Raw genomic sequence first — 11,828 nt, forward strand, 5'->3', positions numbered from 1 at the left:
TTCTAGTACATGTGGCATTACTATTCACCTCATATCGCTTGAACGCGACAATACGTCAATTTTAAAGCCATGCCGAAGCTTGGTTTTTCGGAGAAATCATGCAAGAACAACCAAAATTGAAAGATCTGTTGGAGTTCCCTTGTAAATTCACTTACAAAGTGATGGGTTACGCTAAACCTGAATTGCCCGATCTGGTATTAGAAGTGATACAACGCCACGCACCGGGTGACTATACGCCTGCAGTGAAGCCAAGCGGAAAAGGGACGTATAACTCAGTTTCTGTTTCAATCACAGCCACTTCAATCGAGCAAGTTGAAACGCTGTACAAAGAACTCGGCGAGATCGATATCGTACGTATGGTGCTGTAACTGCATCAAAGGACATTATTAATCGTAAAGACGGCTGAATATTCAGCCGTCTGTCGTTATAATAGGCAGCGATAAGCAGGACGCACGAGTGGCAGCTGCATGGCTGCCATTCTGTTTAATAATCAGGTGAAGATTTGCTGTTAAAACGCCTAATCGTACGTCAACTCGGTCGTCAGCCCTATGAGACGACATTCAACGCTATGCACGAATTTACTGCAGAGCGAGACAGTGAAACCACTGATGAGATCTGGTTCGTTGAACATGACCCTGTATTTACTCAGGGACAGGCGGGCAAAGACGAACATTTGCTGAACACTGGCGATATTCCTGTCGTCCAGAGTGACCGGGGTGGTCAGGTGACTTTTCATGGCCCCGGTCAGCAGGTAGTGTATATCCTTATTGACTTAAAACGTAATAAAATTGGTGTGCGCCATTTGGTCAGCTGCATCGAGAACGCAGTGGTCGATACACTGGAACACTTTGGGATTTCCTCCTGCGCCCGTCCTGACGCACCTGGCGTCTATGTCGGTGATAATAAAATATGCTCTCTTGGTCTCAGAATCCGAAAAGGATGTTCGTTCCACGGCCTTGCATTGAACGTCAACATGGATCTGAATCCATTTCTGAGAATCAATCCCTGTGGCTATGCTGGCATGGCCATGACACAGATAGTTGATTTAGGCGGACCGTCATCCTTAACTGACGTTCAACCCGTATTAATAAATAAACTGACTTCCTCACTTGGCTATGACAATGTGGAGTCCCAAATGGAAAGCAACAAACCATGAGCAAACCGATCCAGATGGAACGCGGTGTCAAATACCGTGATGCAGATAAAATGGCGCTCATCCCGGTCAAAAATGTACCGACTGAGCAAAAAGAGATGCTTCGTAAACCGGAGTGGATGAAGATTAAGCTGCCTTCGGACAGCAAGCGCATTCAGGAAATAAAGTCTGCTCTGCGCAAAAATAAACTTCACTCGGTTTGCGAAGAAGCTTCATGCCCTAATCTGGCTGAGTGTTTTAACCATGGCACGGCAACCTTTATGATCCTTGGTGCAATTTGTACCAGACGTTGCCCATTTTGTGACGTTGCCCATGGCCGTCCACTGACACCAGACTCTGATGAGCCGCAAAAGCTGGCGAAAACCATCTCAGATATGGCGCTCAAGTATGTGGTGCTGACATCGGTAGACCGTGATGATTTAAGAGATGGTGGTGCTCAGCATTTTGCAGATTGTAATCGCGAAATTCGTGCACTAAATCCGAATATCCGTATCGAAACACTGGTACCTGATTTCCGTGGCCGGATGGACAAAGCACTGGATATCCTGAAGGACAATCCGCCAGATGTCTTCAACCACAATATGGAAACGGCCCCTCGCCTCTACCGCAAGGCGCGCCCGGGAGCAAACTACAAATGGTCGCTTCAGCTTCTTCAGAAATTTGGTGAAATGCACCCTGACGTTCCGACCAAATCAGGTCTGATGATGGGGCTGGGTGAAACCAAAGAAGAGATTGTTGAGGTACTCAAAGACCTTCGTGCACATGGCGTGACCATGTTAACGCTGGGCCAATATCTCGCTCCGAGTCGTCATCACCTTCCCGTGGAGCGTTATGTACCGCCAGAGGAATTTGATGAACTGAAAGAAATCGCGCTGGATTTGGGCTTCACCCATGCAGCTTGCGGTCCTTTTGTTCGTTCGTCTTACCATGCTGACCTGCAGGCTCAGGGCGTAGAAATTAAATAGCAGCCAGAATATTCAAAAAAGGGACGCAAGTGCGTCCCTTTTTTATTTCGTTACCAGTCACTACTAAGGTCTTGGTAAATAATCGGCCTTACCCACCCATTTATAGGTCGTCAGCTCGGTTAATCCCATTGGACCACGTGCGTGTAGCTTCTGAGTGGACACAGCTACCTCGGCACCAAGGCCAAACTGTGCGCCGTCAGTAAAACGTGTCGATGCATTCACATACACAGCAGCTGAACCTGCACCATTAATAAATGCCTCTGCCGCAGCCAGATCATTGGTCAGAATAGCGTCTGAATGACTGGCATTATGCTCTCTCATATGAGTGAGCGCGTCATTCACATCATCAACCAATGTAATTCCCAACGTGTTGCTCAACCACTCAGTATCAAAGTCTTGTTCTTTAGAAGCCCTGAGTGTTTCCGCACCAGACAACAATGGCATGGCCTCTTCTGTTGCCACCAGAGCTACGTTGTTGTCGTTGAATGATGGCAAAAGAGCAGAGAGTAAAGGCTGCGCAATAGCACGGTGTACTAACAAGGTGTCCAACGCGTTACAGGCAGAAGGCCGCTGAATTTTAGCGTTAATGATGACATCAGGTGCCCTCTGCAAATCTGCGCTTTCATCTACGAAGATATGACTGATACCAAAACCGCCAATGATCACAGGGATGGTGCTGTTTTGTTTACACATCTTGTGTAACCCCGCACCACCTCTTGGAATAATCATATCAACATATTGGTCAAGATGAAGCAGCTCAGTCACAAGTTCACGGTCAGGCTTTTCAATATACTGGACAGACGCAGCAGGAAGGCCTGCTTTCTCAAGCGCAGTCTGAATGACTTTTACCAGTTCCATATTAGAATGAAACGTTTCTTTACCACCTCGTAAAATACTGGCGTTACCTGTTTTCAGGCAAAGAGAGGCGATATCTATAGTGACATTAGGTCTAGCTTCATAAATCACCCCAATCACCCCGATAGGCTCCCGGCGTTTACTCAGCGTCATGCCATTTTCCAACACCTTACAGTCCACTTCACTGCCTACCGGATCATCCAGAGTGATCACATTGCGCACATCTGCAATGATGCCATCGAGTCGTGCATCATTAAGCATCAATCTATCAAGCATCGCTTCCGGCAACCCTGACGCGCGCCCTGCTTCAAGATCTTTTTCATTCGCCGCGAGTATCGCTGCTTTGTTAATCGCGAGCTCATCAGCAATGACTGCCAGTGCCCTGTTTTTTTGGGCTGTTGCTGCAGTCGCCAGTGCGTATGCGGCCTCTTTGGCGGCAAAACCCATTTCGTTCAGACTCATTCTAAATCCCTGCCTGTAAGTTCTGTTTTTCTAATCTATGACAACCAAATCATCGCGATGAATGGCAACCGGGCCATATTCATAACCGAGAATACCAGCGATATCCTGACTGTGACTTCCGGCGATCCGATTTAAATCATGGCTTGAATAGCGACAAATACCCCGGGCCAGTAGTTTCCCTTTATTATCACAAATTCGGGCAACCGCTCCGCGATCAAACTGTCCAGTTACATCGGTAATACCTTTTGCTAAAAGGCTACTGCCTCGCTTAAGTACCGCATTGGCAGCGCCATCATCAATCCTGATATCTCCCTCTGGCGGGGGGCCGGCCAAAATCCATTTTTTCCGACTTTCAAGTGGTGATGCCAACGGGAGAAAACGCGTACCAGCGGGCTTATCGACTACCAGATGCTCAATAACTTCCGGTCGACTTCCCGCTGCAATGGTCACTTCAATGCCTGCCCGGCGCGCGACATCTGCAGCCTGAAGTTTAGTCGCCATACCTCCCGTACCCAGCCCGCTTACACTGCCACCGGCCAGTTTATGAAGCGTCTCGTCGATAGTGTGTACTTCACGGATCAACTCAGCATTCGGATTACTGCGCGGGTCAGCGGTGAACAGGCCAGGCTGATCAGTTAACAGCAAGAGCTTGTCAGCCTCAGCTAAAATGGCAACCAGCGCTGATAGGTTATCGTTGTCACCTACTTTGATTTCGCTCGTTGCAACTGCATCATTTTCATTGACGACTGGCACTATTCCGTTGTCGAGCAATGCATGAAGCATATCGCGGGCATTGAGATAACGTTCTCTGTCATGAAGATCGGCCCGGGTCAGCAGCATCTGGCCAATGTGGATATTGTAAATACCGAACAGATTTTCCCACGCCTGAATAAGGCTACTCTGGCCGACAGCGGCCAGCATTTGCTTGTTTGCAACCGTATCAGAAAGTTGAGGATGACCAAGATGTTCACGACCAGCGGCGATAGCCCCTGATGTGACTATGATGATTTTATGTCCATCGCGGATAAGATGGGCGCACTGGCGTATTAGCTCGACCAGATGTGCCCGGTCAAGGCTTAGGGTACCCCCTGTCAGTACACTGGTGCCGAGTTTGACAACGATAGTCTGGGAAGATGTATTTTTAACGCTTTCTGTATTCACTGACCCTGCCCTGGGATTATAAATGATGTTTATATAATCAATCTTTTATCAATCCCGGGCAAAGATCACAAGTAAAAGCGCGAAATCACAAAAAAACAGGAATGATCAGGCGTCTTCACCAAGTTTGGGGTGTGCAAGATTACCAGCTGGCGTCACTGTAAGTTGCAAGTCACCTTCAACAAAACCACGAATTTTAGTGAAGAAACTCTCCAGTGTTGCAACGACCTCATCACTTGATTTGGCTGGCACCGTCTCTTCCTGCCAGTTACCTTTATCGTCAAACTTTCCAAACCAGTAGTTGTAATCAAAGCCGCCTTCCCTTGCGCTTAATTCCAACCACCAGCCCCAAAACTCACGGGATTCAGGCGCTTTTTTAGCATTAACACACGCCGACAAGCAGTCAAAAAAGTAGGTGTCTGGGCTGGATTTTTTCTGCCTGAGGTAAGGACCCAGCGCCGCAAAGCGAGTCAGCAATCTTCCATGTGAAAGGATCACAGTATCTTCAGCCATAGCAAAACTCCCAAAGAATTTGATTTACATTGTTGTTATCTGTTCTATGGGTATATCACGCTGATACTGAAATTTCTTTTTCACCAACGACCTATGGGCTTTTGATCATCCAAAGATCAACATTTAACTGATATCGATCACAAGTGCTTTGCAAACCATTGAACTGTTTCCTGCATCGCACTGTGATAACCATCATGCAGCGGTTTATTTGGTAGGGTAATGGCCTTTCCGCCTTGGCTATAAGTCGCAATCAGTCTGTTATCCGACTCAGGGCAAACAGGGTCATTTTTCAAGCTGATTGCCAGCACAGGCACCTGAGTTCGCCGACCAGCTAACAGCCCCTGATTTTTGAGAGACAACGCCCTTAGTGATGTCAGTAATGTTCCCGTCACCAATCTCCGTCCCAGACGTGAAGCCAACATATCCAGATGCATAGAAGGTACCGCAGACAGTTTTTTCTGATCGTTAAGGACACTGTGAACGATACCACCCAATGACACACAGGCTTTCACCCTGTCAGGCTCGACAAATGCCATTCTGACTGCGGCATTGCCGCCAAATCGCAAACCCAGAAAGCCGACACGGTTATGATCAACCCATGGCACCTTGCGGAGGTGTTGAAGCATAGCCTGATGTAGACAACTGCTGTCCTGTGACAATTGATGATCTGAGCAATACCCCACAGACGGCATATCCAGAGTCAGAAGGGCAACATCCTGCTCAGCAAAGTAGTCAGTGAATACTTGCCACAGCTCGGTCTGGAGTGTCTCAAGTCCACCACTTATTATGACCACAGGCAGAGGGGAGACAGTATGAGGCAGGTATAACATGCCTTTGACAGGCTTACCCTGATGGGTAAATTCAATAGTTTTAACTTTCGTTGGAAGGTTTTCAGTGGCTAAGGTAAAAGCCTGCTTTGCCAGTATTTCAGCCTGTGCTGCAAGGGAATCACCTTTAAGATGGGGATATGCTGCAATGCTGAAGTGAGTGGACGCTTTCATCCAGAGTTCTGCAGCGCGCTTTTTCTCGCCAGCCTCATAGCAAAGTTGCGCTTTCTTTTGATATGACATGGCTACCGTGGACCATTCATAGATCCAGTTACCCGGACGATAGCCGACAACAGTATCAAGCAACATATCATCCGATCTTTGGTTATTGGATGCCGCAATTTTTGCCAGTGTTGCCTCCATCTCAATCGGATCGACACCCTGCCATATCCACTGAGGGCGGCGAAGCACACGGTACCAGCCCGTTTTACTGATGCCATCAATCGCCTGGCTGACCTTGCCGACATGTTTTTTATCAGTTCCGACGATAACCGAGGTTTCCCTAGCATGCCTATAGTTGTTAAAAAGTGTCTCGGATAAATTTTCGGTATAAGCCTCAGACAAGCCGGTCTCCAATTTCATTACTGCTTTTCCACAGTGTAAATCAGACCGTGTAACTTGAGGAAGCAACAGTTCAACAATAGATACAAAAAAAGCCCCATAGAGGGGCTTTCAGAGTATGTATTTACTTACTTTTTACTGATGGGATCGACGTATGTCACTGCCATATCCCATGGTTGTTCAATCCAGGTATCCTGTGGAATATCGACAACATAGTCATCAACGAGGTGCTTGCCCTCTGGCTTGGCACATACAGTGACAAACTTGCCTTTAGGGTACATTTGACGGACAACTTCAGCCGTACCGCCAGTGTCAACCAAGTCGTCAACGACAATAAATCCCTCACCGTCACCATCGGCTTGCTTCAGAACTCGCATATCGCGCTGATGATCATGATCATAGCTTGAGATGCAGACTGTATCGACATAGCGGATACCCAGTTCCCGGGCCAAGATAGCGGCAGGTACTAAACCGCCACGGCTCACTGCTATGATGCCTTTCCACTGATCGGCAGGGAGAAGTTTTTCTGCCAATTGACGGGTGTACATCTGCATGTTGTCCCAAGTGATCACGAATTTTGTTGTCATAAATTAACCTTTAATACCAAGTTAACCAGAGAGTCAGAGATGACTTCTTTCTGGTTTACATGTAGAACTTGAGCAAGAAGAGTACTGCAAGCACCCAAATACTGATATGAACGTCTTTAGCTTTGCCACTGAGCGCTTTTATTGCGCAATAGGATATAAATCCTAGACCAATACCGCTGGCTATCGAGTACGTCAGAGGCATCATCAGACAGACTACGCCAACGGGGGCCGCTTCAGTCAGGTCTCGCCAGTTCACATTCACCAGACCTGACATCATAAGAATCGCAACGTAGAACAACGCTCCCGCTGTCGCATAGGCAGGAACCATACCCGCCAGCGGCGAGAAAAACAGCGCCAGAAGAAACAGTAAACCAACGACAACGGCGGTTAATCCGGTTCTGCCGCCTTCGGCTACACCGGAAACACTCTCAATGTATGAGGTCGTATTTGATGTTCCCAGAAGTGCGCCTACCGATGTTGCTGTACTGTCGGCAAACAGCGCACGGCCGAGACGGGGAACGTTTCCATTTTCATCCATCAGGTTGGCTTTCTGTGCCACACCAACCAATGTACCCGCTGTATCGAACAAATCCACGAACAGGAAAGCGAACACAATTGAGATAAGTCCAACCTCAAATGCGCCAGCAAAATCCAGTTGCATGAACGTCGGCATCAGGCTCGGCGGTGCAGATATCACACTATTATAGTCAACATGGCCTGCCAATACGCTGATCGTGGTAACAATCAGAATAGCCAACATCACTGCCCCTTTAACGCCTCGATTTACCAAACCAATGGTCAGGAAAAAGCCTAGCGCGGCCATGGCAGGACCAAATGCAGTAATGTCACCCAATGCAACAAGCGTTGCTGGATGATCAACAACTATCTGTGAGTTTTCCAGCGCAATGAGGGCGAGAAACATCCCAATACCAGCTGTAATACCGGTACGAAGCGAAACTGGAATAGAATTGATGATCCACTGACGTACTTTAAATAAGCTAAGCAAAATAAAGCACACACCGGATAAGAAGACAGCAGCCAGAGCAACCTGCCAGGAGTAACCCATCTGGAAAACGACTGTGTAGGTAAAGAAGGCATTGAGCCCCATACCTGGTGCCTGAGCCACTGGGTAATTAGCAACAAAACCCATGATAAAACAGCCGATTGCTGCCGCAATACAGGTCGCTACGAAAACAGCTCCCCGATCCATCCCTGTTTCTGACAAAATCTGTGGGTTAACAAAAATGATATAGGCCATGGTAAGAAAGGTAGTAAGGCCTGCAATCATCTCGGTGCGAATATCGGTGCCGTGCTCTTTTAATTTAAAAAGGCGCTCTAGCATAGAATGGATTCCTTGAAAGTGTTTAAAACGTATACTTGGCAGCAAAAAAGCAAAGGAAAACGTTTGCTTTAAAATTTACGCGCATAGTACCGTCGGGTTACCAAAATTTCCAGCTGAAAGTGATATCATCATCAAGCATGCTTTGGATTTTTGATTTTCTGTACCTTTCACACCTACTGTTGCGCGATCACCGCCTTTGATTACTAACGCAATATCTGAGACGCATACCATTTTTTACCATCACCATCCCCGCAGGTTTGATTGCCCTATAACTGATGGTGCAGCAGTGATATTCTGTAAACAACAGTAACCAGAACAATCGTTCTTTCTGCTCTTGTACTTAAGAGCGACTCTCGGTAAACAACGGTTGTTAGCAAAGATTATGGAGCTATACGTGTCTGAAATCAGTCATTTATCACCACAACCCGTCTGGCAGTTTTTCGATAAAATTTGTTCTATTCCACACCCTTCAAAGCATGAAGAACAGCTGGCACAGTACATTATTCAATGGGCAACAGGCGAAGGCCTGGAGGTTGAGCGAGATAAGGTAGGAAACGCACTTATCCGCAAACCCGCCAGTGCTGGGATGGAAAATCGTAAAGGCGTGGTCTTGCAGGCGCACATTGATATGGTGCCGCAAAAAAATGAAGAGACAGACCACGACTTTACACGCGATCCTATTCGCCCTTATATCGATGGCGAGTGGGTAACGGCTGAAGGCACCACGCTGGGCTCTGATAATGGTATGGGCATGGCTGCCTGCCTTGCCGTTTTGGCAGACAAGTCCATTGAGCACGGTCCGCTTGAAGTATTACTGACTATAGATGAAGAAGCAGGCATGACGGGTGCGTTTGGCCTGCAGGCAGACTGGCTTCAGGGCGATATTCTGCTCAACACTGACTCAGAGCAGGAAGGTGAAGTCTATATGGGCTGCGCCGGTGGCGTGGATGCCTCTATGACGTTCAATATTGAGCGGGAAACACTGGCAGGAGACTATGTTGCCCGTCGCCTACAGATTAAGGGACTTAAAGGCGGTCACTCTGGATGCGACATCCACACTGGTCGCGCAAATGCCAACAAATTGCTCGGCCGTTTTCTTGCCGCCCACAGCGATGATCTTGGGTTGCGCCTGCTGTCGTTAAAAGGCGGCACGCTTCGCAATGCTATCCCGCGTGAGGCAGCTGCAGATATCGCCCTGTCATCACAGCAAACAGAAAAACTGATTGCCTGCTTTGAGCAGTTCCAGCAGACGCTAAAAGCGGAGTTAGGAAGCATTGAAGACAGTATCGAACTGACTGTGGTTGATTCAGAGGCCGCTCTAAACGCATTGAGCTTATCCGACCAAGCACGTGTCATTGCCACCGTCAACGCGTGTCCTAATGGCGTTATCCGTATGAGCGATGATATTGAAGGAGTGGTTGAAACATCACTGAACATGGGAGTGATCAGCACAGACGTTGAGCAAGTCACTGTGCTTTGTTTGATCCGCTCTCTCACTGACAGCGGTCGACAGAGCGTTGAGAGCATGCTCGCTTCGCTGGCTGAATTGGCAGGTGCCGCATCTCAATTCAGTGGTGCATACCCGGGCTGGAAGCCTGATGCTGACTCACAGGTAATGAAGATTTTCCGTCAGACATATCAAGACATTTACGGTCGTGTCCCCAATATTATGGTGATCCATGCAGGTCTTGAGTGTGGGTTATTCAAAGAACCGTATCCCGAAATGGATATGATCTCTTTCGGCCCGACCATTAAATTCCCTCACTCTCCGGATGAGAAAGTGGAGATAAAAACGGTTGCTCTATTCTGGGAACAAATGCTGGCAATGCTGAAAGCCATTCCAGAAAAAAGTTAACAATCTCAGCGTTTAAAAGCACTCTCCGGAGTGCTTTTTTCTTGCCTGTAACACAGGATTAGTCGTTACTGTCATTGGCTCGAATACCAAAACACTCGTTTACTGCCTACCTGTAGGTCATGTAGAAAGCGTATCCCGAAAATACTGTTTCTAAACTTGCAAACAACCCTTCGCATTTAAACATTTAACATCATGAAAAAGCGTAATTTTTTTCGTGATCTTTCCCCTACACATAAAGCTGTCATCTTTCGGATAAACGCTGTGGCGTTAAAGTACAACCAACTTGATTAGCATCCCTGTGACTCAGACTTCGAATCACACTACAGGGTCATCCATTCGTTTACGGGAATCCACTTGTGACAATAGGAAAGTTATATTTATCCAAGCATTCGATTGGCTGGATAATATCTACATGCATTTCTCTGGTGTTGGTGATTACGTTAATAAGCCTCTGGGTTGGCATGAACAATGAGCATGCAAGACCGCTTCAACTGGTGAATGACAGTGATGTTGATAATGCACTGGCTGATTGGCAGACTCAGCAGAGTGAACCTATGTTACAGGTTAAAACAGGTATTTTTATCCAGTCTCTATAATTTAAAAATGCTTCTGATGTGACGCTATCGGGCTATATCTGGCAGCACTATGAGGATGGAATACATGACGAAATAAAGCCGGCACCGGGAGAAGTTGGCTTTGAATTACCCTAACAAGTGAATTCAGAAACAAAGATAACGGAAAAATACCGTATTAAAGAAAATAATATTGAAGTTATCGGCTGGTCTTTTGAGGCAACTTTACGACAATATTTTGATTATTCACTTTATCCATTTGATCATAAGACAGTATGGATTCACCTATGGGCAAAAGATTTTTACCGTAATGTAGTATTAGTCCCGGATTTTGACGCTTATAAATCAGTTAGCTCAACTGAAACATTCGGTCTAGAAAAGGATATTGTTCTTGGCACATGGGAAAGCGACAACACATACTTTAATTACCGATATTCAAATTACGACAGTAACTTTGGTAATAGCGCGTACATAGGCCAGAATGGATTTCCTGAGTTGCACTTTAATGTTTTACTGAAAAGAAAATTTGAGAATGCCTTTATCGTTTACCTTCTTCCCTTATTTTTAGTCGCAACACTCCTGTTTTCAGCATTATTAACGATCACGGATAAAGAGCATCTAGAGAGCCGATTTGGTTTTACGATGTCAGGTTTTATCAGTGCCTGTTCAGCCCTATTTTTTGTTGTGATGCTTGCACACATTCAGTTGAGGGAAGAATTTCCGGGCTCTGGCATCGTATATATCGAGTACTTTTATATTTTAATGTACTGCTTGTTGGCATTAGCTTCGACGAATGCTTATCTCTTTTCAGTCAGGGCGCGCTGGGCGAGGATTATTCATTATGGGGATAACATTATTGCCAAACAGGGGTACTGGCCTCTTACATTAATCGCATTGGTAGGCATCACACTCTCAGTCAGATAGGGTTGTGTTTTAAGGTGACGTATCGCCACTAGATCTGTTGAAATGCAATAGATA

Annotated in this window: 12 protein-coding genes; 6 read left to right on the forward strand and 6 right to left on the reverse strand. The window is 46.7% G+C overall.

Annotated features, from left to right (window positions below; all coding sequences use genetic code 11):
• Positions 1-98 precede the first annotated feature (98 nt).
• The 3 genes from ybeD to lipA all read left to right on the forward strand — a co-directional run bounded on the left by ybeD (position 99) and on the right by lipA (position 2,118).
• Positions 99-368 (forward strand): DUF493 family protein YbeD, encoded by a 270-nt coding sequence (gene ybeD / locus A8L45_RS14825; protein ID WP_068903614.1) that lies wholly within the window; start codon positions 99-101, stop codon positions 366-368.
• A 200-nt stretch (positions 369-568) separates the two neighbouring features.
• On the forward strand, positions 569-1,156 hold the full coding sequence (gene lipB / locus A8L45_RS14830) for a lipoyl(octanoyl) transferase LipB (RefSeq protein WP_390336091.1): 588 nt from the start codon (positions 569-571) through the stop codon (positions 1,154-1,156).
• Entirely contained in the window at positions 1,153-2,118 is a 966-nt protein-coding gene (gene lipA, locus A8L45_RS14835; protein WP_068903619.1) for a lipoyl synthase, read from the forward strand. Before lipB ends, lipA begins: the two co-directional genes overlap by 4 nt.
• Positions 2,119-2,181: 63 nt before the next feature.
• Here lipA and A8L45_RS14840 read toward each other — a convergent pair whose 3' ends face one another.
• The 6 genes from A8L45_RS14840 to A8L45_RS14865 all read right to left on the reverse strand — a co-directional run bounded on the left by A8L45_RS14840 (position 2,182) and on the right by A8L45_RS14865 (position 8,423).
• Positions 2,182-3,435, reverse strand: a complete 1,254-nt coding sequence (locus A8L45_RS14840) for a glutamate-5-semialdehyde dehydrogenase (RefSeq protein ID WP_068903621.1) — start codon at positions 3,433-3,435, stop codon at positions 2,182-2,184.
• A 30-nt stretch (positions 3,436-3,465) separates the two neighbouring features.
• Positions 3,466-4,596 carry a glutamate 5-kinase gene (proB, locus tag A8L45_RS14845; protein WP_068903624.1) on the reverse strand — a complete coding sequence of 377 codons (1,131 nt, stop codon included), beginning with the start codon at positions 4,594-4,596 and terminating at the stop codon, positions 3,466-3,468.
• Between the two features lie 105 nt (positions 4,597-4,701).
• Positions 4,702-5,106, reverse strand: coding sequence for a sigma factor-binding protein Crl (gene crl / locus A8L45_RS14850; protein ID WP_068903626.1), 405 nt, complete (start codon positions 5,104-5,106; stop codon positions 4,702-4,704).
• 137 nt (positions 5,107-5,243) lie between these two features.
• A complete protein-coding gene (gene frsA, locus A8L45_RS14855) occupies positions 5,244-6,497 on the reverse strand; it encodes an esterase FrsA (RefSeq protein ID WP_068903666.1) in 1,254 nt (417 codons plus the stop codon).
• A gap of 125 nt (positions 6,498-6,622) precedes the next feature.
• Positions 6,623-7,081, reverse strand: a complete 459-nt coding sequence (gene gpt / locus A8L45_RS14860; RefSeq protein ID WP_068903627.1) for a xanthine phosphoribosyltransferase — start codon at positions 7,079-7,081, stop codon at positions 6,623-6,625.
• A gap of 55 nt (positions 7,082-7,136) precedes the next feature.
• Positions 7,137-8,423, reverse strand: a complete 1,287-nt coding sequence (locus A8L45_RS14865; protein ID WP_068903629.1) for an NCS2 family permease — start codon at positions 8,421-8,423, stop codon at positions 7,137-7,139.
• A 382-nt stretch (positions 8,424-8,805) separates the two neighbouring features.
• Here A8L45_RS14865 and A8L45_RS14870 point away from each other — a divergent pair, with 382 nt between their 5' ends.
• The 3 genes from A8L45_RS14870 (at position 8,806) to A8L45_RS14875 (ending at position 11,774) form a co-directional block, all read left to right on the forward strand.
• The gene (locus tag A8L45_RS14870; RefSeq protein WP_068903631.1) at positions 8,806-10,278 is read left to right on the forward strand and encodes an aminoacyl-histidine dipeptidase; all 1,473 of its coding nucleotides are present in this window, start codon (positions 8,806-8,808) and stop codon (positions 10,276-10,278) included.
• Between the two features lie 356 nt (positions 10,279-10,634).
• Complete coding sequence (locus tag A8L45_RS25030; RefSeq protein ID WP_217492163.1) at positions 10,635-10,874, forward strand: hypothetical protein; 240 nt, start codon at positions 10,635-10,637, stop codon at positions 10,872-10,874.
• A gap of 117 nt (positions 10,875-10,991) precedes the next feature.
• Positions 10,992-11,774: a ligand-gated ion channel gene (locus A8L45_RS14875; protein ID WP_217492164.1), complete on the forward strand. Its 783-nt coding sequence runs from the start codon at positions 10,992-10,994 to the stop codon at positions 11,772-11,774.
• Positions 11,775-11,828 lie beyond the last annotated feature (54 nt).

Source organism: Veronia pacifica, from assembly GCF_001707825.1.
Taxonomy (GTDB): domain Bacteria; phylum Pseudomonadota; class Gammaproteobacteria; order Enterobacterales; family Vibrionaceae; genus Veronia; species Veronia pacifica.

Excerpts from the sequence above, each read along its gene's own strand:
- ybeD (WP_068903614.1), top strand. The coding sequence starts at position 99 with ATGCAAGAACAACCAAAATTGAAAGATCTGTTGGAGTTCCCTTGTAAA.
- lipB (WP_390336091.1), top strand. The coding sequence starts at position 569 with ATGCACGAATTTACTGCAGAGCGAGACAGTGAAACCACTGATGAGATC.
- lipA (WP_068903619.1), top strand. The coding sequence starts at position 1,153 with ATGAGCAAACCGATCCAGATGGAACGCGGTGTCAAATACCGTGATGCA.
- A8L45_RS14840 (WP_068903621.1), bottom strand. The coding sequence starts at position 3,435 with ATGAGTCTGAACGAAATGGGTTTTGCCGCCAAAGAGGCCGCATACGCA.
- crl (WP_068903626.1), bottom strand. The coding sequence starts at position 5,106 with ATGGCTGAAGATACTGTGATCCTTTCACATGGAAGATTGCTGACTCGC.
- gpt (WP_068903627.1), bottom strand. The coding sequence starts at position 7,081 with ATGACAACAAAATTCGTGATCACTTGGGACAACATGCAGATGTACACC.
- A8L45_RS14865 (WP_068903629.1), bottom strand. The coding sequence starts at position 8,423 with ATGCTAGAGCGCCTTTTTAAATTAAAAGAGCACGGCACCGATATTCGC.
- A8L45_RS14870 (WP_068903631.1), top strand. The coding sequence starts at position 8,806 with ATGGAGCTATACGTGTCTGAAATCAGTCATTTATCACCACAACCCGTC.